25 protein-coding genes and 1 riboswitch are annotated in these 20,682 nt (G+C 45.3%); of the genes, 9 read left to right on the top strand and 16 right to left on the bottom strand.

The genetic code is table 11. The features are described from left to right. Positions 1 to 131 precede the first annotated feature (131 nt). Positions 132 to 270, bottom strand: a riboswitch (SAM riboswitch). 197 nt (positions 271 to 467) lie between these two features. Next, positions 468 to 2,051 (top strand): phosphoenolpyruvate carboxykinase (ATP), encoded by a 1,584-nt coding sequence (pckA, locus tag MOC09_RS09565; RefSeq protein ID WP_268370358.1) that lies wholly within the window; start codon positions 468 to 470, stop codon positions 2,049 to 2,051. Positions 2,052 to 2,089: 38 nt separating this feature from the next. On the opposite strand, the gene MOC09_RS09560 is transcribed toward pckA, so the two are convergent. Both MOC09_RS09560 and MOC09_RS09555 read right to left on the bottom strand, forming a co-directional pair. After that, entirely contained in the window at positions 2,090 to 2,332 is a 243-nt protein-coding gene (locus MOC09_RS09560; RefSeq protein ID WP_268289626.1) for a DUF2584 domain-containing protein, read from the bottom strand. Between the two features lie 51 nt (positions 2,333 to 2,383). Further along, a complete protein-coding gene (locus MOC09_RS09555; RefSeq protein WP_268367251.1) occupies positions 2,384 to 3,157 on the bottom strand; it encodes a prolyl oligopeptidase family serine peptidase in 774 nt (257 codons plus the stop codon). Positions 3,158 to 3,307: 150 nt separating this feature from the next. Between MOC09_RS09555 and MOC09_RS09550 the strand changes: the two genes are divergently transcribed. The 3 genes from MOC09_RS09550 to MOC09_RS09540 are packed head-to-tail and all read left to right on the top strand — an operon-like array spanning position 3,308 to position 5,894. Then, positions 3,308 to 4,312 (top strand): ABC transporter substrate-binding protein, encoded by a 1,005-nt coding sequence (locus MOC09_RS09550; protein ID WP_268367250.1) that lies wholly within the window; start codon positions 3,308 to 3,310, stop codon positions 4,310 to 4,312. A gap of 12 nt (positions 4,313 to 4,324) precedes the next feature. Continuing rightward, complete coding sequence (locus MOC09_RS09545; RefSeq protein ID WP_268367249.1) at positions 4,325 to 5,107, top strand: ABC transporter ATP-binding protein; 783 nt, start codon at positions 4,325 to 4,327, stop codon at positions 5,105 to 5,107. Further along, positions 5,082 to 5,894: an ABC transporter permease gene (locus MOC09_RS09540; RefSeq protein WP_268370357.1), complete on the top strand. Its 813-nt coding sequence runs from the start codon at positions 5,082 to 5,084 to the stop codon at positions 5,892 to 5,894. The genes MOC09_RS09545 and MOC09_RS09540 overlap by 26 nt, the downstream gene beginning before the upstream one ends. A 26-nt stretch (positions 5,895 to 5,920) precedes the next feature. Here MOC09_RS09540 and ytkD read toward each other — a convergent pair whose 3' ends face one another. From ytkD to MOC09_RS09525, 3 genes are all read right to left on the bottom strand, one after another. Beyond that, positions 5,921 to 6,397 carry an RNA deprotection pyrophosphohydrolase gene (ytkD, locus tag MOC09_RS09535; protein WP_268360285.1) on the bottom strand — a complete coding sequence of 159 codons (477 nt, stop codon included), beginning with the start codon at positions 6,395 to 6,397 and terminating at the stop codon, positions 5,921 to 5,923. Positions 6,398 to 6,607: 210 nt separating this feature from the next. Continuing rightward, positions 6,608 to 7,012, bottom strand: a complete 405-nt coding sequence (locus MOC09_RS09530; protein WP_268360286.1) for a phage holin family protein — start codon at positions 7,010 to 7,012, stop codon at positions 6,608 to 6,610. Positions 7,013 to 7,177: 165 nt separating this feature from the next. Continuing rightward, a complete protein-coding gene (locus MOC09_RS09525; RefSeq protein ID WP_003238042.1) occupies positions 7,178 to 7,615 on the bottom strand; it encodes a Dps family protein in 438 nt (145 codons plus the stop codon). Positions 7,616 to 7,745: 130 nt separating this feature from the next. On the opposite strand from MOC09_RS09525, the gene ytzI reads away from it, so the two are divergent. Further along, entirely contained in the window at positions 7,746 to 7,886 is a 141-nt protein-coding gene (ytzI, locus tag MOC09_RS09520) for a YtzI protein (RefSeq protein WP_268360288.1), read from the top strand. Here ytzI and MOC09_RS09515 read toward each other — a convergent pair. Further along, entirely contained in the window at positions 7,880 to 8,317 is a 438-nt protein-coding gene (locus MOC09_RS09515) for a FixH family protein (RefSeq protein ID WP_268360289.1), read from the bottom strand. The two genes, ytzI and MOC09_RS09515, sit on opposite strands and share 7 nt — an antisense overlap. 119 nt (positions 8,318 to 8,436) lie before the next feature. Further along, on the bottom strand, positions 8,437 to 8,910 hold the full coding sequence (locus tag MOC09_RS09510; protein ID WP_268360290.1) for an S-ribosylhomocysteine lyase: 474 nt from the start codon (positions 8,908 to 8,910) through the stop codon (positions 8,437 to 8,439). A 127-nt stretch (positions 8,911 to 9,037) separates the two neighbouring features. Here MOC09_RS09510 and yidD point away from each other — a divergent pair, with 127 nt between their 5' ends. Next, positions 9,038 to 9,265 carry a membrane protein insertion efficiency factor YidD gene (gene yidD, locus MOC09_RS09505; RefSeq protein WP_003229076.1) on the top strand — a complete coding sequence of 76 codons (228 nt, stop codon included), beginning with the start codon at positions 9,038 to 9,040 and terminating at the stop codon, positions 9,263 to 9,265. On the opposite strand, the gene MOC09_RS09500 is transcribed toward yidD, so the two are convergent. Together MOC09_RS09500 and MOC09_RS09495 are read right to left on the bottom strand one after the other, a co-directional pair. Beyond that, complete coding sequence (locus MOC09_RS09500) at positions 9,262 to 9,825, bottom strand: beta-class carbonic anhydrase (RefSeq protein ID WP_268360291.1); 564 nt, start codon at positions 9,823 to 9,825, stop codon at positions 9,262 to 9,264. The genes yidD and MOC09_RS09500 overlap by 4 nt on opposite strands. Before the next feature lie 113 nt (positions 9,826 to 9,938). Continuing rightward, a complete protein-coding gene (locus tag MOC09_RS09495) occupies positions 9,939 to 10,187 on the bottom strand; it encodes a type B 50S ribosomal protein L31 (protein WP_003219346.1) in 249 nt (82 codons plus the stop codon). 201 nt (positions 10,188 to 10,388) lie between these two features. On the opposite strand from MOC09_RS09495, the gene MOC09_RS09490 reads away from it, so the two are divergent. From MOC09_RS09490 to MOC09_RS09480, 3 genes are read left to right on the top strand one after another with little or no spacing between them, the layout of a single operon-like run. Beyond that, on the top strand, positions 10,389 to 11,720 hold the full coding sequence (locus MOC09_RS09490) for a cytochrome ubiquinol oxidase subunit I (RefSeq protein WP_268360292.1): 1,332 nt from the start codon (positions 10,389 to 10,391) through the stop codon (positions 11,718 to 11,720). 42 nt (positions 11,721 to 11,762) lie between these two features. Next, entirely contained in the window at positions 11,763 to 12,803 is a 1,041-nt protein-coding gene (locus MOC09_RS09485; protein ID WP_268360293.1) for a cytochrome d ubiquinol oxidase subunit II, read from the top strand. Positions 12,804 to 12,856: 53 nt separating this feature from the next. Then, positions 12,857 to 13,015 carry a DUF1540 domain-containing protein gene (locus tag MOC09_RS09480; RefSeq protein WP_003229069.1) on the top strand — a complete coding sequence of 53 codons (159 nt, stop codon included), beginning with the start codon at positions 12,857 to 12,859 and terminating at the stop codon, positions 13,013 to 13,015. An 18-nt stretch (positions 13,016 to 13,033) separates the two neighbouring features. Here the strand turns inward: MOC09_RS09480 and mntD are convergent, their stop codons facing one another. From mntD to menB, 7 genes are all read right to left on the bottom strand, one after another. Continuing rightward, the gene (gene mntD, locus MOC09_RS09475; RefSeq protein ID WP_268370356.1) at positions 13,034 to 13,921 is read right to left on the bottom strand and encodes a manganese ABC transporter permease MntD; all 888 of its coding nucleotides are present in this window, start codon (positions 13,919 to 13,921) and stop codon (positions 13,034 to 13,036) included. After that, a complete protein-coding gene (locus MOC09_RS09470; protein WP_268370355.1) occupies positions 13,911 to 15,218 on the bottom strand; it encodes a metal ABC transporter permease in 1,308 nt (435 codons plus the stop codon). Before MOC09_RS09470 ends, mntD begins: the two co-directional genes overlap by 11 nt. Positions 15,219 to 15,223: 5 nt before the next feature. Then, a complete protein-coding gene (gene mntB / locus MOC09_RS09465; RefSeq protein ID WP_268370354.1) occupies positions 15,224 to 15,976 on the bottom strand; it encodes a manganese ABC transporter ATP-binding protein MntB in 753 nt (250 codons plus the stop codon). Between the two features lie 18 nt (positions 15,977 to 15,994). Then, entirely contained in the window at positions 15,995 to 16,915 is a 921-nt protein-coding gene (locus MOC09_RS09460) for a metal ABC transporter solute-binding protein, Zn/Mn family (protein WP_268360296.1), read from the bottom strand. Between the two features lie 283 nt (positions 16,916 to 17,198). After that, positions 17,199 to 18,314 carry an o-succinylbenzoate synthase gene (menC, locus tag MOC09_RS09455; protein WP_268360297.1) on the bottom strand — a complete coding sequence of 372 codons (1,116 nt, stop codon included), beginning with the start codon at positions 18,312 to 18,314 and terminating at the stop codon, positions 17,199 to 17,201. Beyond that, positions 18,311 to 19,771, bottom strand: coding sequence for an o-succinylbenzoate--CoA ligase (locus MOC09_RS09450; protein WP_268370353.1), 1,461 nt, complete (start codon positions 19,769 to 19,771; stop codon positions 18,311 to 18,313). Before MOC09_RS09450 ends, menC begins: the two co-directional genes overlap by 4 nt. 90 nt (positions 19,772 to 19,861) lie before the next feature. Next, positions 19,862 to 20,680, bottom strand: a complete 819-nt coding sequence (menB, locus tag MOC09_RS09445; RefSeq protein WP_268360299.1) for a 1,4-dihydroxy-2-naphthoyl-CoA synthase — start codon at positions 20,678 to 20,680, stop codon at positions 19,862 to 19,864. Between the last annotated feature and the right edge of the window lie 2 nt (positions 20,681 to 20,682).

Genomic DNA, 20,682 nt, shown 5'->3' with positions numbered 1-20,682 from the left:
CTTGTATATATGATACGGAACTCGCTCCCTCTTATACAATGTAACTTTATATTAGAGAATGTTAATTGGCATATTTATGAAATAAAAAAACCTTTTCCATCGAGGAAAGGGTTTGGTCTTTGTGCCTTTCACTCTTATCGCTCAAGGAATCATACAACCTTGCAACAGGTTAGCACCTTGGTTGTCTCACATAGTTGAACATAATAAATCACAGAGAAACCGGTTGCTGGGCTTCATAGGGCCTGTCCCTCCGCCAGCTCGGGATAAGAGTATCCGCTCAATGAAATATCTTATCGTAAAAGGGTTTGCAATGTCAATATGATTCAAAAGAAATAGGCACCTATATCGAGGGAAAACATTGGAAAACGCACACACAAAAAATGATAAATAGTATAGACTATTTGAAAATATATGTTATACTAATTCACAATTAGCAAAACACAAAAAACGATAAAGGAAGGTTTCATATGAACTCAGTTGATTTGACCGCTGATTTACAAGCCTTATTAACAAGTCCAAATGTGCGTCATAATTTATCAGCAGCACAGCTTACAGAAAAAGTACTCTCCCGGAACGAAGGCATTTTAACATCTACGGGTGCCGTTCGGGCGACTACAGGTGCTTACACAGGGCGTTCACCTAAAGACAAATTCATCGTAGAGGAAGAAAGCACGAAAAATAAGATCGATTGGGGAACGGTGAACCAGCCGATTTCAGAAGAAGCGTTTGACAGGCTGTACACCAAAGTCGTCAGCTACCTGAAACAGCGGGATGAGCTGTTTGTTTTCGAAGGATTTGCCGGAGCAGATGAAAAATACAGGCTGCCAATCACCGTCGTGAATGAGTTCGCATGGCACAATTTATTCGCCAGACAGCTGTTTATCCGCCCGGAAGGCAACGATAAGAAAACTGTTGAACAGCCATTTACCATTCTTTCTGCTCCGCATTTCAAAGCAGATCCAAAAACAGATGGCACACATACCGAAACCTTTATTATTGTCTCTTTTGAAAAGCGGACGATTTTAATCGGCGGAACAGAGTATGCCGGCGAAATGAAGAAATCCATTTTCTCCATTATGAATTTCCTGCTCCCTGAAAGAGATATTTTATCTATGCATTGCTCCGCCAATGTCGGTGAAGAAGGCGATGTCGCTCTTTTCTTCGGGTTGTCCGGAACAGGCAAGACCACCCTGTCAGCAGACGCTGACCGCAAACTGATCGGTGACGATGAACACGGCTGGTCTGACACAGGTGTCTTTAATATCGAAGGCGGATGCTACGCCAAGTGCATTCATTTAAGCGAAGAAAAGGAGCCTCAGATTTTTAACGCGATCCGCTTCGGGTCGGTTCTCGAAAATGTTGTGGTTGATGAAGATACACGCGAAGCCAATTATGATGATTCTTTCTATACTGAAAACACGCGTGCAGCTTACCCGATCCATATGATTGACAACATCGTGACCCCAAGCATGGCTGGCCATCCTTCAGCAATTGTCTTTTTAACGGCCGACGCTTTCGGAGTCCTGCCGCCGATCAGCAAACTGACGAAGGAGCAGGCGATGTACCATTTCTTGAGCGGCTATACGAGCAAGCTTGCCGGAACCGAACGCGGTGTGACATCTCCTGAAACGACGTTCTCCACATGCTTCGGCTCACCATTCCTGCCGCTTCCAGCTCACGTCTATGCTGAAATGCTCGGCAAAAAGATCGATGAACACGGCGCAGACGTTTTCCTGGTCAATACCGGATGGACCGGCGGCGGCTACGGCACAGGCGAACGGATGAAGCTTTCTTACACTAGAGCGATGGTCAAAGCAGCGATTGAAGGCAAATTAGAGGATGCAGAAATGATGACTGACGATATTTTCGGCCTTCACATTCCACTTCACGTTCCTGGCGTTCCTGATCATATTCTTCAGCCTGAAAACACGTGGACCAACAAGGAAGAATACAGAGAAAAGGCTGTCTACCTCGCAAATGAATTCAAAGAGAATTTCAAAAAGTTCGCACATACAGATGCCATTGCACAGGCAGGCGGCCCTCTCGTTTAAAAAGCAAAAGCCAAGAGCAATTACGCTCTTGGCTTGTTTTAATTGACAGAATGCAAAGAAGTCAGCTTGTACGTAATGATGGTCCGGCCGCCTTCCCATTGAAGCTTCTGCACCTCAGCTGTGCCCGACTTTTCGCCGAACTTTGTTTTGCGCACATCCATTGGGATCTCCATCGGATATACTCGGTATCCGTCTTTTTCTAACGTGAATATATTTTCATCTATGCGAACTTCTTTTCCTTTTGTCACAATCAGTGTATTAAATTCAACAGGCATTCCCAAAGTGAAATCCCCTTTCGTTCTCTTTTTTCTTTATGATAACATATTTCACCTTCAGCGGTTTCTCATCCATTGTGTGAGCTGCCGCACGATACGCCGGTTTTCTTTCGGGGGAAAATAATGTGTGAATTTACTGTAGTACCACGTCTCTACCGGCTTATGCAGCTGTTTTAGTTTCTCCTCAAATAAATAGGAATGCTGAATCGAAACGTTTTGGTCTTTTTCTCCATGGATTAATAGCACGGGGGCCTGAATTTTGTTTATTTGGTCAAATGGTGTTCTCCATTTGTATTCCTCAGGCACCTTTTTCGGTGTTCCGCCGATGACTCTTTTCATCATTCGCCGTAAATCCTCCCGCTCCTTATATGTAAGGATCATATCACTGACGCCTCCCCAGGAAACAAATGAAGCCGCCTGCTGCCCCATTTCAATCGCAGTGAGCATTCCCATAATTCCGCCGCGGGAAAACCCGAAAATATGGATTCTGTCCTTCTTGACATTTGGATGCTGCTGAAGCAGGCGAAATGCAGAAAAGGCATCCTCCCTGTCTTCTCCCGCAAAATCCTCGTTGCCCTCTCCCCCTTGATTCCCCCTGTAAAAAGGAGCAAACACAACAAATCCTTGGGATGCAAACTGGATAATCCGGCCCGGCCGAACCATGCCCACGCTTTTAATTCCGCCGCGCAAATATAAAAATCCGTCATATTGTCCCGGTGCCGTCGGCTCAGCCAGAAGGCCCTTTACCCGTAAACCATTTGAAAGATAGCAGATCGTATACAGTCGCACATGCTGACTTGGCGACGGAAATCTTCTTTTCTCAACAATCAAAGCAGCCGCCTCCTTTCTCTATATGTTTTCCTTTCTCCAAAATGGCATCCGGAGAAACCTGATTAGGCATTCACACATTTTTATACCCATCATACGATATGTAAAGCAAAAAAGGATATTAACTTGATGCTAAATAAGGAGGTTGTCTATGTGAACAAATGGTTAAGGCTGGGCTGCGCCTGTGTCTGCAGTATATTTCTGATCATCGCCCTGACAGGTTGCAAGAAGGAAGAAACGCTCACCAAAGTCAAAGTAGCTGAAGTGACCCATTCGATTTTTTACGCGCCTTTATATGTTGCTGAGTCTAAAGGATTTTTCAAGGAAGAAGGGCTTGATGTGGATGTAAATACGACCTGGGGCGGCGACAAAACGATGACATCGCTTCTTTCAAACGGCTCAGACATCGCACTTGTCGGGTCAGAAACATCTATTTATGTCGAAGCACAAGGGGCCAAAGACCCCGTCATTAACTTCGCTCAGCTGACTCAGACAGACGGAACATTTCTAGTCGCAAGGGAAGATGTTGAACACTTTGATTGGGATCAGCTGAAAGGGAAAACGTTTCTCGGCCAGAGAAAAGGCGGCATGCCGCAAATGGTCGGCGAGTATGTGCTGAACAAACATAAAATTGATCCGCATAAGGATATTGACCTGATCCAGAACATAGACTTCGCCAATATCGCCAATGCATTTGCATCTGGAACCGGCGAGTATGTACAGCTCTTTGAACCGCAAGCTTCCCTCTTTGAGAAAAAAGGGATCGGACATATCGTAGCTTCTTTTGGAGAAGAATCCGGCCAGGTTCCTTATACGACTTTTATGGCGAAACAAAGCTATCTGAAGAAACATGAAGATACAGCCGTCAAGTTTACAAAAGCCATTTATAAGGCGCAGCAGTGGGTGGAAAATCATTCGGCAAAGGACATCACAGACGCCATTAAAGATGAATTTGATGATACTGACCCAGAAGTGATCGAAACATCCATCGAACGTTATAAAAAGCAGCAATCGTATTCGCCAGATCCCCTGCTAAACGAAAAAGAATGGGAGCTGCTCCAAACCATTATGGATCAATCGGGAGAACTGCCGAAGCACATTCCATATAATCAGCTTGTAAATAAACATATTGCCGAAAAAGTCACCTCGGAAAAATAGGAGGCGCCATCTATGTCTTTCTTACATGTCGACCATGTAACCCATACTTATTTTTCTGTTAAAGAAAAAACGACGGCCGTGCGGGATATTCATTTTGATGCAGCAAAAGGTGATTTCATCTCATTTCTCGGCCCGAGCGGCTGCGGAAAAACGACACTGCTTTCCATTATCGCCGGCCTGATTGAGCCATCGGAGGGCAGAGTTCTGATTGAAGGCCGTGAGCCGAATCAAAAAGAACATAACATTGGCTACATGCTTCAGCAGGATTACTTATTTCCCTGGAAATCTATCGAGGAAAATGTGCTTCTCGGTTTAAAAATCGCCGGCACATTAACGGAAGAAAGCAAGGCAGCTGCACTCGGCCTATTGCCAGAGTTCGGCCTCATAGATGTGGAGAAAAAATATCCGAAAGAGCTGTCAGGCGGAATGCGCCAGCGGGCCGCACTTGCAAGAACACTTGCGCCAGATCCAAGTCTGCTTTTGCTGGATGAGCCATTTTCCGCGCTTGATTTTCAGACAAAGCTGGCATTGGAAAACCTGGTATTCCGCACATTAAAGGAGTATCAAAAAACAGCAGTGCTAGTCACACATGATATAGGGGAAGCGATAGCGATGAGCGATACAATCTATTTATTTTCAAATCAGCCGGGCACCATCCATCAGATTTTTACCATTCCTAAGGAATTGGCCGCGATGATGCCTTTTGATGCCCGCCAGGAGCCATCCTTCCAGACGCTGTTTCAGACGATATGGAAGGAGCTGAATTCTCTTGAGAAACAGCAAAGAAACCATTGATCTGCTTCACGAGCAATATCAATTAAAACAGAAAAAGGAAAAATGGAACGTCCATTCTTTTCAGCTAGCCATATTCATTCTTTTCTTCTCGGGTTGGGAAATCTCCAGCAGGCTCGGCTGGATTGATCCGCTGATCTTCAGCTCTCCGTCAGCTGTATGGCATTTATTGCTGGAGAAACTCGGTGACGGGTCTTTACTGTCACATATCGGCGTCACTTTATTCGAAACGGTGCTTGGCTTTTTGCTTGGAACGTTTGTGGGCACGTGCCTCGCTGCTTTGTTATGGTGGTCTAACCGGCTTGCCAGAATTTTAGATCCGTATCTCGTTATTTTGAATGCAATGCCGAAAGTGGCGCTGGGCCCAATCCTGATTGTTGCGCTCGGTCCGAGTTTTATCAGCATTATTGCAATGGGAGCCATCATCAGCGTCATTATCACAACCATCGTCGTCTACACCGCCTTCCAAGAGGTTGACGAAAACTATTTAAAAGTCATGAAAACATTCGGCGCCAAGAAATGGGTCATTTTTAAAGAAGTGATTCTGCCGGCCTCCTCTCCCGCTATTATATCAACACTGAAAGTAAATGTCGGGTTATCATGGGTTGGCGTCATTGTAGGGGAATTCCTTGTCTCTAAAGTCGGATTAGGATATATGATTATTTATGGTTTCCAAGTCTTCAATTTTACGCTCGTCTTCTTAAGCCTGCTGATCATCGCCATATTCGCCACTCTGATGTATCAGGGCGTAGAGCTCCTGGAAAAGAAATGGACGAAGGGCAGGACATAAAAAACCCGGCAAAAATGCCGGGTTTTTTATTCGATCCATCCAGCTTCTTTCAGTTTTTTCAAACTGATCGGAAGAACGGAATCCTTCATAATAAAGCTGAATTTTTTATTGCGGGAAAGGTTTTCCGGAAGCTCTTGAAACAGAACCGGGCCTTTCGTTTCAAAGTAATCCGCTTGCTTTTCGAGCTTTTCTATATCTGCAAAATATATATTTTTTACAATCACTTTTTCTTTCCCGAGAACTTTATACTGTCCGAGGTACTTAAGGCTTTTCACTCTCGCACCCGTCTCTTCCTTTACTTCCCGGAGCGCTGCCTCTTCTGCGCACTCCATCGGCTCTACTTTTCCGCCTGGAAACTCATAGCCTCTGTCCTCATGTTCTGTTAAAAGCCATTTGTCGCCAAAACGGCAAATCACCCAGACATGCTTCGGGCTGTCCGAGAAGGGCTGATCGTCAAAGGAAAGCTGAACAGTATTCTGATAATAATCTTTAAACTCGTACATGTTTATCCCTCAAATCCGTTCCTAGCTATCTTCCATACATCATACCACAGTTATGTTTCTTCGGAAGCCTTTTATCAAAAAATAAGGGAAACCCAGCACGCCATCAGGGTCAAAGCATACAAGACCAGCTCGTACAGTTTTTTGCCGTGCCTTTTGCCAGAATGTGCGACTGGCGCCTGGGCTTTATTATGACCCGCGAACAGGTAAAAGTTACGGTTTGCGCTTGAATTTATTTTTTAACGTTTCTAAAAGATCGACGAGCATCTGAGGAACCGGTATGCCAAGAGAGCTGGCTGTCACTACAATTTGCACAGATTCATAAAGAATATAAAACATAATTGCCAAGTCACGCATTGACCCCTGTGTATTCAGCAGCTGATCAAAAAAGTGGCATACAGAGATCAGAGCCAGCGTGACTAATTTTTTGACAAGCCGGGTAAATACCTTTTTAAATGCCAGCTTGTGAATAATCGTTTCCTTCAAGGTCGTACTGATAAATTCAATGGCCATAAGAGAGAGCAAAATCAGGAATGAATACTGAAAACCTCCGAAGAAAAACCCCGCTGCTGAAACGCTGACTGCGAAAAACGAAAAGATGCCAAAGTCTCTATCCATTTATACCAACATCCTTTCACAGAAACGGCCTTACATTATTCTATGGAAAACAAGCCGAACGGATTGGATTTTTCAGAAAAATGGACTAGTTGTCGCCTATTTTTTTCGTTACAAAATCAAAAGCCGGATGTCTTTTATAAGACATCCGGCTTATCTTTTTTGGATTTATCCGAGGTAAGCTTTCAGCATCCAATTGTGTTTTTCAATATTTTGATGGATCGCAAGAAGCATGTCCCCTGTTGTTTCGTCTCCGACTTCGTCAGCTAAATCCATGCCGTTTTTGAGCTCTTCCGCGATGACTGTGAAATCATCATATACGCTCTGAACCATTTGCTCAGCCGTTTCATTTCCTTCCGCTTCTTTGACAGAAGCCGTTTCCAAGGATTCCTTCATTGTCGCAATCGGTTTTCCATTCAGCGCCAAAAGACGTTCTGCTAAGTCATCAATATAAGTTGCCGTTTCGTTATACAGTTCCTCAAACTTTTCATGAAGAGTGAAAAAATCTTTCCCTTTCACATACCAGTGATAGTTATGTAATTTCACATACATGACTGTCCAGTTCGCTACTTGTTTGTTTACCGCTTGAATCAATTGTTCTGACATGTTTATCTTCCTCCTTGTTATATGACTATGTATACCCCTTATATCGTTCGTTAAAACCTCTTTTTTACCCTTATCTGTCACGATTTCTTTTATTATGCTACAATTGTTAAAAAACGGGAGGTGGAATGTCATGACGCTTCTCATTACAGTAAGTATTTTGATTGTGCTGGCTGTATTGCTTGTAACCATTTGGACGACTGTGAAAGCCTACAATGTAAAGCACACCATTGATCCACCGCAAGAAACTCGCTCTGATACAAAACGTCAATGATTGTGTGAATGCTCGTCTTCAGACTGGGCACTGGCAGCATCGGCGTCTCCGACTTGGACTTTTAACGTCGGCATGCTATGCTGTTTTTTTGCTGTGACATGGGATTGGACAGTGTATACACCATCTTCCTTAAACGTTGTTTTCAATTGATATACACCTTTTTCTTGTTTCGCTTTATACATGTGGCTATCTTCTTTTTCTCCTTCTTTCCACACTTCAAACTCCACTTCATCGGCATCCGTCACCGCTTCGTCACCATAAGATACCGCTGCTTCATAAACGGCACTTTCTCCGGGATTTACTTTTTCAGGACCGGTCAGTTTAACATCCAATACTTCTGGCGCCTCAGCTGTGTTTGCTTTGTTTTCGCCAGATCCGCACCCGCTAAGCAAAAAAGCAGAAAAAAGCAGAACAAGCAACATTTTTTTCATGCCATCACCCTTTCATCGTTTACCTAAATAGTAGCAAACGCTTACAGCAAATGGTACAGAAAATAGGAGACGTCACAAAAAAGACCTTTTTGCTTATCCGCAAAAAGGTCACTTTCTGTTTAGCCAAATACTTTTAACAATTCTTCTTTATCCTGTGACAGCCAGAAACGCATTAAACGTTTAGCGCCTTCCAGATCATGAAGCTTTGCCTGGCCGCACTGCTTTTCATTTGCAGCCGGAATTTCCGTAATGTCTACCGCTTCCTTCATTGTATCTTCAAGCAGATCAACGATTTCCGCTGGTGTCGGCTCTCCGCTCACAACAAGATAATAGCCGGTTTGGCAGCCCATTGGAGAAATATCAATGATATCAAAATGATCATATTTCTCAGCGTGAGTGCGAATCGTAAACGCGAGCAAATGCTCAAGTGTATGAATGGTATCAGGCTTCATCGCCTGTTTATTCGGCTGGCAAAAACGAATATCAAATTTATTAACAACGCCGTCTGTTCCTACTTTGTGCACACCGCAGTGTCTTACGTATGGAGCAACAACCGCATTATGGTCAAGCTCAAAACTTTCTACTGAAGGCATAATGGCACTCTCCCTTTTTTAAAAATGTAAATCCATTATAACATACCTTTCCGATAAGAATTATCGAATAACTTTTCAATCTGCGTTTTTTTTCTTATACTTGCATCAGAAAGGTTGCTGAAGACATATGAAAACCCTATTTATCGCTCTGATCAGGGGATATCAAAAATTCATCTCTCCCCTGACACCGCCAACATGCCGCTTCTATCCGACTTGTTCCCAATATGGAATTGAAGCGATTAAAACACATGGCGCCTTAAAAGGCGGATGGCTGACCATCAAACGAATTTTAAAATGCCACCCGTTTCATCCGGGAGGAGTCGATCCCGTACCTGAAAAGAAACAAAAACATTAATTGTTATAGCCGTTTACGACAAGATCCAGTTTGCCGGTTTCAGGGTCAATGACTAAGCCATGGACCGGAACGTTTTCCGGGAACAGCGGATGATGTTTAATAACGTTTACGCTGTCCTTCACACTCGCTTCCACCGAATCAAAGCTTTTAAACCATTGATCAAAGTCCACACCGGAGTACATTAATGTTTTGATGCGCTCTTCGGGAATTCCTCTTTCTTTGATTTTTTCAAGCATGCTTTTGCTGCTGATTTTGCTCATGCCGCAATCATGATGCCCGATCACGCATACCTCATCAGCGTTCAGCTCGTACACTGCGACAAGCAAGCTTCTCATGATGCTCCCAAATGGGTGTGTCACTAGCGCACCGGCACTTTTAATGATTTTCACATCACCGTTTCGCATATTCATCGCATGCGGCAGCAGTTCAACTAAACGAGTATCCATGCAAGAAAGAATCGCCATTTTTTTATCTGGAAATTTTGACGTCTGATACTTTTCGTACTCCCTTTGTTCAGTAAATGTCTTGTTAAATTCAAGAATATCATTTAGTAGGCTCATATCTAGTTGACCCTTTCTGTCTTTTTACTCTTAAATATATCACAGTGCCTGACTGTACGTCACCTTACCGAAATGAAACTCGGCATAAAAAAAGACAAACCCTCAGGTCTGCCTCATTTCCCCATATTATAGCGTTTTTTGAACTGCTCCACTCGTCCGCCTTTTTCATTGAATTTCTGGCGGCCTGTATAGAACGGATGCGTGTCAGAGCTGACCTCTACTTTTATGACCGGATATGTGTTGCCATCTTCCCACTCTGCTGTTTCATTAGATGTTTTAGTAGAGGTGCTGAGAAAACGGTATCCGCTGTTGACATCCTGAAAAATGACTTTGTGGTTCTTTGGATGAATTCCTTCTTTCATGTGTATCCCCTTTCTAAATCGTAATAATTACGTTTTATTTTATATCCTGACAAACGATTTGTCAATCTCCTTACATCCTTCCCTGCGTTTTCACATCGTAAACCTCACGGCATTTAAGAATAGGAAGAATAATCTAACCGTGGAAGCAAATAATAAACCCAAAATACATACAGAACGTCTTTCGAAAGGTGGTTTACGATTGTGGATGATTTAGTTTTGGCCAGAAGCCTTTTTGGCACAACAATGGGCTTTCATATCATTTTCGCAACGCTTGGCGTCGGTCTGCCGCTCATGATTTTAGTGGCTGAATTGATCTATCAAAAAACGAAAGATGACCATTATGCGATTATGGCGAAGAGATGGACGAAAGCACAAGCCGTTTTGCTGGGGGTCGCCATACCGACCGGGACGATAGCGGGCACTCAGCTCGCACTTTTATGGCCGGGATTTATGGAAGTCATCGGACGGGTCATGTCCCTGCCGTTTCAAATTGAAATCTATGCTTTTTTTGTTGAAGCTCTATTCATGTCGATTTATGTATACGCCGCTGACCGCTTGTCACCGGCGATGAGGATTGTTGCTGTTTTCTTTGTGTTAGTCGGTGCCGCTGCGTCGGCTGTTCTGATCACAAATGTTCACGCCTTTGAAGGTACGCCGGCCGGCTTTAAAATTGTAAACGGAAAAATTACAGATGTTGATCCTTGGGCCGCGTTTTTTAACCCGAGCTTTTTTGTTACTGCCGGCCATGTCGTACTGTCTGCATTTATGACGGGGGCCTTTATCGTTGCTTCTGTTGCCGCATATAAAATGATCCGGTCGAGAAAAAAGGAAAACGTCTATCGCTTTCACCGAAAAGCCCTTTTGCTTGCACTGACAATTGGCGGAATCTTTTCATTGGTGACAGCACTGAACGGGCACGAATCAGCTCAGATGCTATACGAATATCAGCCCGAAAAACTAGCCGGCGCGGAAGGGTTGTTTGAAACAAGATCTCATGCCCCTCTTGCTATCGGCGGTTTTACCGACCCGAATGAAGAAAAAGTCAAATGGGCCATCGAGATTCCATGGGCGTTGAGCTTTTTGGCAGCGAACCGCTTTGACACTGTTGTAAAAGGGTTAAATGCATTTCCAAGAGACGAATGGCCGCCGCTGTTCATTCACACGCTGTTTAATGCAATGGTCGGAGTAGGAATGCTGCTGATCCTTTATTCCATTATCGGTGTCGTCTGGAGAAAGGTGCTAAAGAAAGACCGTTTCCCGACGTGGCTATTGGTCATTTTTATGACAGCAGGACCTTTTAGCATCATCGGCATTGAATTTGGCTGGATTTTCGCCTGTACCGGGCGGCAGCCTTGGGTCATCTATCATCTCCTGAAAACGTCGGATGTCGTGACAACGACCGGCTCCATCGGGGTGCTCTTCTTATTTTTCACATTTGTTTACGCCGTGTTAGGCGCTGCTGTTGTCTACGTGCTGCTGTACTATTTCCGCAAGCACCCGGTTGACGAAGATTTAAATACAGCGGAGTCGTAATGGCTCCGCAAACAGGAAACCAAATGGAAGGAAGATCGACAAATGGACATCTCAACTGACGCTCTGATCGCCATCTCAATTATCTGGGGCTTTGTGTTTATCTACGCCGTCATGGCGACAATGGATTTTGGAGCGGGATTTTGGTCTATGATCTATTTAAACAAGGAGCACATGAAAGCCACCGATATTGCGAACCGATTTCTGTCCCCGACTTGGGAGGTCACAAACGTCTTTATTGTGGCCATCGTCGTGGCGCTTTTCAGCTTTTTCCCTGGCGCGACATTCGTGCTCGGAACCGTTTTATTAATTCCCGGCAGCATGATTTTACTGCTGTTAGCGATCCGAAGCGGGTTTCTCGTTTTTTCAAACACAGCGAAAGAACGAAAATTACTAAGATATATTTCCGGCATCTCCGGCTTTATCATCCCTGCTATTTTAATTTTGGTGCTTCCGGTAACACACGGGGGATTTATAGAAAAAACGGACGGAATCTATAACTTGAACATGTCTAACATTTTTTCAAGCCCCAACGCCTATTCATTTATCGGGTTTGCGATTTTAAGCACTTTATTTTTGTCCTCGCTGCTGCTTGCTGATTTTTCAAATGTGGCGGAGGAACAGGATGCGTACCGCGCTTACAGAAAGAGCGCCATGATTACCGGCCCGATTTCACTCCTGTTTGCTGTATGCATTATGCTGACAATGCGAAATGAAGCGAACTGGCTTTATACCGGAATGATGAATGATTTCTCTTGGATTATTGCATCGTTCATTACATTTGTCATTGCGGGGATTGCTCTTTTTCTGCCTAACAAGAGCTTTGGCCAAAACATCGGAAAGCCGCGGCTTGCACTAGTCGCGATTGCGGTACAGTACTTTCTGGCAAGCTATGCGTACGGTCGGGCGCATCTCCCTTATATGATTTACCCTGATGTAACAGTCATGTCGGGCTTCACAGAGCCGGCAACGTTCAGGGCACTGTTTGCGACGTATATCGTTGCATTTATCATTCTCTTTCCGGGGTTCTATTTCTTCTGGAAGATGTTTATGCGAGATAAACGGTATATCCGCCAGGAGGAATAGAGGACCAGCCCGCCGGCTATACTAAGCCAGAACCTTTATAAGGAGGGGATGGCATGGAGCAGAAAATTCTATGTGAAGTCAACAACTGTTCTTATTGGGGCAAAGGAAACAAATGTACCGCTGATGCCATTTATGTTGTCAGCCATACGGGTGAAACAGCTGAAAACAGCCGGGAAACGGACTGCAAAACGTTTAAGCCGCATGATTTGTAATCAAAAGAAAGAGCTGCATCAGCCAGCTCTTTCTTTTCGCATGTTCAGTGTCCTCATCTTTTTTACCATGACCCCGTTTGAAGGTGAAAACAAAAAGGCACCTGCATAACATACACCTGTCATGGCTGCCATCGCTCCGGAAATCGAAACATTAAGCCACGTTGCAGCGAAATAGCCCATGACCGCTGATAGCCCTCCAATCACCGCACTGAGGATCAGCATAGAAAGCAGCCTGTCAGTCAGCAAATGAGCCGCAGCAGGCGGGACAATCAGCATTGCCACAACCAATACAGCACCAACCGAATCAAAGGAAGCCACAGTCGTCAGCGACAGCATCCCCATTTGCACATAATGAATCAGCAAAACCGGTATACCCAGTGCCAAAGCCATTTGCGGATCAAACGAAGCGATCTTGAACTCCTTATAGCACACACTTATCAACACTACATTTAAAACCAAAACAGATGCCAGCATCCAAAACGCTTGCGGCCCGATGTCCACTCCGAATACCGTGACCGTATTCCACGGCACAAAAGCGATTTCTCCCATTAACGAGTGCTCAATATCGAGATGGACATTCGCTCCATACACAGAAAGCAGAATGACGCCGACTGCAAATAAGGATGTAAATACAACTCCTATTGCGGCATCTGATTGAACCCCCTTGCTGTGAAGAAGCTGAACCAAAAATGCCGTTAACAGACCAGATACGGCAGCGCCGATAAACATAGGAATTCCGTCAAGACTTCCTGTCACAAGAAAAGCACCGACGATGCCAAGCAACACGGTATGGCTGATTGCGTCGGCCAGCATCGCCATTCGTCTCAACACGAGAAATGTGCCGATCAATGCGCAGCTTACGCCGACTAATACACCAGTAGCGATAATCCATGCTTCAAAACTCATTTGCGATCTGTCCCTTCTCAGCATCAGGAGACGCCCTTCGAATCTCAGGCATCCGTCCATACAGCTTTAAGAGTGAAAAAAGCCGCTCTCTCGTTTCCATAGGCAAACGCTCCAGGACAAAATCCTCCTGATCGAATTCTGTATCCGCAAGCTCCATTTCATGCATGAGGTACACTTCATACATCCGCTGCTTCAAAGCAATGGAATAGCCTTTTTCTATCCCCGTGCGAGTCACTTGCCAAATCCCGTTTTCGATACGCACGATGAAGCTCTCTTTTTCCATTTCATTCAATACCTTACGGCACAATGAAGGGGATAACTGCCTTTTCTTTCTTATGCCTTCAGCCGTTACATAAAGATCATTGTTTTCATATTGCTCATAAATTGTTAGCAGCACCTGCTCCCGGCTTGTTCTGCGCCGCAGCCTTATCAGCCTTATCGCTTTTGCCGCCAATCCACGCTTAGGGGCACAAATCATGGAAAAGAGAAACATCATTGTTGCTGATAAAATCATTAATGGCCCCGTCGCCATGCCATTCATCGTCGTGCTCAGCAAGGTTCCGGCCACGCCGCTTATACCGCCTACGATTCCGGCAATTACCACCATTCCGGCTAATCGCTCGGTCCAATACCTTGCAGCTATGGCTGGCGTAATTAGCATAGCCGCCATTAAAATCACACCAACTGTCTGAAGCCCAATAACGACAGCACAGACAATAAGGAAAGCCAAAAGCCCGTTTAAAAAGCGCACTGGCAGGCCCAATCCCTTTCCAAACGCAGGATCGAACGTAATCAACGTGAACTCCTTAAAGAATACAATGCAAAGGAACAGCAATACAGTGGATATGCCTCCAATCAGCATGATATCCTGTCTGACCAATGAAGCCGCCTGGCCGAATAGAAAAGAATCAAGCCCGCTTTGGCTTCCCGATCCCTGCTGCTGGATATATGTCAGCAGTATGATTCCTACACCAAAAAACACAGAGAGAACAATCCCGATCGCCGAATCCTCTTTTGTTTTTGAAAGCCGCGGAATCAGCTGAATAAACCATGTCCCGAGCAAACCGGCAAGCGCTGCTCCCAGCAAAAAGAATGGCAGTGATTTTTGCCCGGTGAACAGAAAAGCGAGACATACTCCCGGCAGAGCTGAATGAGCCATCGCATCCCCGATTAAACTTTGCTTTCTAAGCAGAACAAAGCTGCCCAAAACACCGCTTGCCGCCCCGAGCAAAAGCGTACCCGCCAGCACCCACTGTGTATTTGGATGCTGGAGCTGCAGCCACAAACTATCAAACAATGTGCTCACCCCTTCTGTCCTTCTGCCAGCACTTTATCTTTTAGGAACGTCAGCCTTCCTCCATACGTTTTTTGGAGGTTATCAATCGTAAAAACGTTTTCTGCCGGTCCGAAAGCGATTTTTCTTAGATGAAGCAGTAAAATCCAATCGAAATAATCCTCTGCGGTCTGCAGGTCGTGGTGGACGACAAGCACTGTTTTCCCTATTTCTTTGAGTTCTGCCATAAGCGTCATAATCGCCCGCTCTGTCGCTGCATCAACGCCGGCAAACGGTTCATCCATAAAATAAATGTCGGCGTCCTGGCAGAGCGCCCGGGCAAGAAACACCCGCTGCTGTTGGCCGCCTGACAGCTGGCTGATCTGCCTTTTCGCATAATCGAGCATCCCGACTTTTGCTAAAGCAGCCTTTGCTATTTCCACATCGGCTTTTTTGGGCTTTTTCAATAAGCCGATTCGGCCGTATCTCCCCATCAGCACGACATCGAGCGCGCTTGTGGGAAAATCCCAGTCAACCGAGCCGCGCTGCGGAACATACCCGATTCTTGTCCGCTGATCCTTATAGTCTTTGCCGTAAATAGAGATGTCTCCTGAAGCCCTTGGCACAAGACCGAGAATGGTTTTGATCAAGGTTGATTTTCCCGCGCCGTTTGGACCGATAATGCCAATCAGTTTCCCTTCCGGCACCTGCAGTGAAATGTCTTGGAGAACAGGCTTTTTATGATAAGCAACCGTAACATTATCGAGCTCAACAGGGAACATATCCTTCACCTCTTTTCTTTATTTAAGCGCTTTGGTAATTGTGTTGATATTGTGGCGGAACATTCCTTCGTATGTGCCTTCTTTTGTGCCTTTTTCACCCATGGCATCCGAATAGAGCTGTCCGCCGATTGTGACGGTATGGCCTTTTTCTTTAGCCCCTTCTGCTACTGCATTTATCGATTTTTCAGATACACTGCTTTCTACAAAAACAGCTTTTATTTGTTTATCCGTCAGGAGATTGACCAGTTCCTGAACATCCTTTAATCCGTAATCTGAATCTGTGCTGAGTCCCTGCAGGCCTTCCACCTGAAATCCATACTCTTTCCCAAAGTACGCAAAGGCATCGTGAGCCGTCACAAGCACACGGCTTTTCTCCGGAATGCGGGCGATCTCCTGACGCGCCCATTTATCTAAATATTCCAAATTCTCTTTGTACTCCTTGGCATTTTTCTGAAAATCTTCCTCATGCTCAGGCATCGCTTTGCTGAATTGCGCTTCGATTTCATCCACCGCATAGATCCATAACGGAATGCTGAACCAAACGTGGGGATCGTACGTCTTGCCTTCTCCGGCAGAAATAAGCTTGCTTTTCGGAATAGCCTCGCCGACTGCCGCTGCTTGTTTTTGTTCACCGATTTTTTGGAGAACGCCCTCCATTTTCCCTTCTAAATGCAATCCGCTGTATAAAACAACATCGGCTGACATTAATTTTTGTGTGTCACCTTGTGAAGCTTTGTAAAGGTGCGGATCGACTCCCGGCCCCATTAAAGAGGTGACTTTTACATGATTTCCTCCGATATTTTCAGCTGCATCGGCAATTTGGGATGTTGTTGCCGTTACCTGCAACCGCTGATCAGCCCTTTTTCCGGCTGAATCGGTTCCGCATCCCGTTAAAGCCATGCAAGCAAAAAGCAATGCCGCCATCAGTCCCTGTTTCATATTTTCCCTCCTCATTGCCATCAATGTCCGATTGTATTATTTTATGTTTTCATTTCTTAGACATGTGACATTTAATTAGACAAAAGCACATTTTATTTAGACGAGACAAAAAGTTTCCTTAGTGCAAAATTATCGCGTTTATCCACTTTTGTCAAGCTCTAATTGCACTAAAAAAAACCGGCTGCTGGCAGCAGCCGGTCCAAACGAGAAGGGATGTATTCAACGAACGCTTTTACTATAACAGCGCACTGGCGTTCTCTCAAACAGGCAAAATGCTTTTTTCTTACCCATGCTGCGTGAAAACATCCATTTTGGTCACGTATTTTCGCATAATGTCCTGGTTCACTTCAACCCCTAAACCAGGCTGGTTTGACACAGAAATAAATCCATTATCAATATGGATATCAGGAGTCACAATATCCTCATCCCAATAGCGGGAGGATGAGGAGATGTCTCCGGGTATTGTGAATTGCGGCAGTGAAGCAAGCGCTACGTTCTGGGCTCTGGAAATGCCTGTTTCCAGCATGCCGCCGACCCAAACCTGCATATGATGCTCTCTGCATAAATCATGAATTTTTAAGGCTTCTGTTAAGCCGCCGACACGGGAGGGCTTAATATTAATGATTTTGCAGCTTCCGAGCTCAATCGCCCGTCTCGCATCTTCAGCTGAACAAATGCTTTCATCAAGGCAAATGGCGGTTTTCAAATGTTTTTGCAAGTGGCGGTGGTCCACAATGTCGTCAGCTTGGAGCGGCTGCTCAATCATCATTAACTGATACTCATCGAGCTCCTTTAAACGGCTGATATCCTTGAGCTCATAGGAGGAATTGGCATCAGCCATGAGCGGGATGTTTGGGAATCGGCTGCGGATGGCCTTGACCAACTCCACGTCCTGCCCGGGCTGAATTTTAATTTTTATTCTTTGATATCCTTCTTTTTGATAGCTCTCAATTTCCTTCAGCATATCATCAAGAGGCGCCAGGCCGACAACCACCCCGGCAGGGACTTTATCTCTTGTCCCGCCCAATGCCTCGGCAAGAGGTATGCCCTTCTTTTTCGCATAGATATCCCAGACTGCCGATTCAAGTCCTGCTTTTGCCATCCGGTTTCCTTTGAAGCGCGCCAGACTGTCCGGCACTTCGGAAGGATGCTTAAATTCACGTCCGACAATATTGGGAATAAAAAAATCCTTTAACATATGCAAACATGTTCCAATGGTTTCCTCGGTGTACCAAGGCGAAGAGAACGCAGATACTTCTCCCCAGCCAGTGATACCGGATGTATCAATGGCTTCCACGATTAGAAATTTTCGTTCTTGAAGCGTTTCAATACTGTTTTTGAACGGTTTCTTTAAATTCATGCTCAAATGGTAAAGCGTAATTTTCTCTATTTCGATCATAGCAGTTCTCCTTTACGCGCATCCTTCAGCTGATTTCGCAAGAGCTTATTAGACGCATTGCGCGGCAGGCGGTCAAGGACAAAGAATTTTGCCGGAATTTTATACTTCGCCAAGCGGTCTTTGCAGTAGGCGGTCAACTCTTCTGCACTCACAGGCTTGTGAAGAACAAGATAAGCGTGGGGGACTTTCCCCCATTTCTTGTCCTCAGCACCTGAAACACCTGCTTCGGCTACAGCGGGGTGCGAGAGCAGCACTGACTCCACTTCAGCAGGGTAAATGTTTTCTCCTCCAGATATGATCAGATCTGAACGTCTGTCTAATACATATAAAAAGCCGTCGCTGTCCAAATACCCAAGATCACCTGTTTTAAGCCAGCCCTTTTCAAAGGATGCTTCGTTTGCGCTCTCCCGCTTAAAATAGCTTTTCATGACATTCGGGCCTTTGACCATGATTTCACCGTGTTCAAACGGCTTACACGCCTGACCGTCACGCTCTATTTTGATCTCGCATGAAAACAGCGGTTTCCCCGCAGATCCGAGCTTTTCCATACTGAATTCCGGCGACAGGGTAACAATTTGTGAGCATGTCTCTGTCATTCCATATGACTGAAAGACGGGGAATCCTTTCGCACGGCATTCCTCAAGCAATGGCAACGGTGCAGGGCCTCCGCCGAGCAGAATGCATCTGATCGATTCAGGACAGCGGCTCGTTTCTTCCAAAAGACTGGCCAGCATTGTCTGCACCGCAGATATCATTGTCACTTGATGTCTGTTGATAGAATCCAGTACATCGCTTACGGAAAAACGCTGGTGAAGCACGACAGCCATTCCGTAAATCACAGATTTAAATAACGCGGACAAACCGCTGATATGAAAGAGCGGCAATGCGATAAGCCAGCGGTCTTGTTCTGTTATACCCAAATTGAGCGCGGACGACACCGCACTGAAATAATGGTTTCCGAACGTTTGCTGAACCCCCTTGGGCTTTCCTGTGGTACCCGACGTATACATCAGCGTTGCCGTTGCATCCATATGCATATAAGGCTGGATCTCAATTTCCCCTGCGGCTTCTTTCATCAGTTCATCGACATCAATGGTTTGAACGATGTGCTCATAATCTTGTCTTTTAAAGCTTGAATCTGTCAGTAAAAAGCGGGCGCCTGAATCCTCCAGCTGAAACAGTCTTTCATGTGTTGACAGTTTTGTATTCAGAAGCACTGCTTTAACACCGAGCAAAAAACAAGCGTGAACGGCGTATACCATTTCTGCACGGTTTTGGAGCAAAATAGCGGCAGTGTCCCCTTTCCGGACCGAATGGGCAGCAAGCTGCGATGCCATCCGCTTAGACGCAGCAAACAATTCTGCAAATGTCACAGTTTGGTCTTCATAGATGAGAGCGATTCTCTCAGGTGTCAGCTGTGCCCGCTGCATGAGCCAGTTGGGCTGTTCTGTCAGCATGTCATCATCTCCGAGGTAAAATGTCTGTATTGAAAAGAAAACAGCTTGGACCGCAAAGTCTCAAGCTGTTGGTTTACTAAGTATTGCTGATCACGGGAAACGAGGGAACTGTCCGAAATCAGGTTTGCGTTTTTCCTTAAAGGAATCACGGCCTTCTTTTGCTTCATCAGTTGTGTAGTAAAGAAGGGTAGCATCCCCTGCAAACTGCTGAATCCCAGCAAGTCCGTCTGTATCCGCGTTAAACGCAGCTTTAAGAAAACGAAGTGCGGTTGGGCTTTTTTCAAGCATTTCTTCACACCATTTAATCGTTTCTTCTTCAAGTTGTTCCAAAGGAACCACAGTATTCACAAGACCCATGTCAAGCGCTTCCTGTGCGTTGTACTGACGGCACAGATACCAGATTTCACGGGCTTTTTTATGTCCTACGATTCGAGCCAGGTAGCCAGAACCGTAACCAGCGTCAAAGCTTCCCACTTTAGGGCCTGTTTGTCCAAAAATGGCGTTGTCAGCAGCGATTGTCAAGTCACATACGATGTGAAGCACATGGCCTCCTCCGATGGCATATCCGGACACCATCGCGACAACCGGTTTCGGAATGACGCGAATTAAACGCTGAAGATCCAGAACGTTAAGACGAGGAATTTGGTCATCTCCTACATAACCGCCGTGGCCGCGCACTTTTTGGTCTCCGCCAGAACAAAATGCTTTGTCTCCGGCTCCGGCAAGCACGATAACCCCGATATTTTGATCATCTCTTGCGTCAGCAAACGCGTCAATCATTTCAGCAACCGTTTTAGGCGTAAACGCGTTATGTACCTCAGGGCGGTTGATTGTTATTTTTGCAATACCATTATACGTTTCATACAATATTTCATCGTATGTCCGTTTTGTTTTCCATTCTGCAGCCATAT

It is taken from the genome of Bacillus sp. N12A5, from assembly GCF_026790125.1.
Taxonomy (GTDB): Bacteria; Bacillota; Bacilli; order Bacillales; family Bacillaceae; genus Bacillus.
Note: the sequence above shows the minus strand (reverse complement) of the source record. Positions and strands in the feature narration are given on the sequence as shown.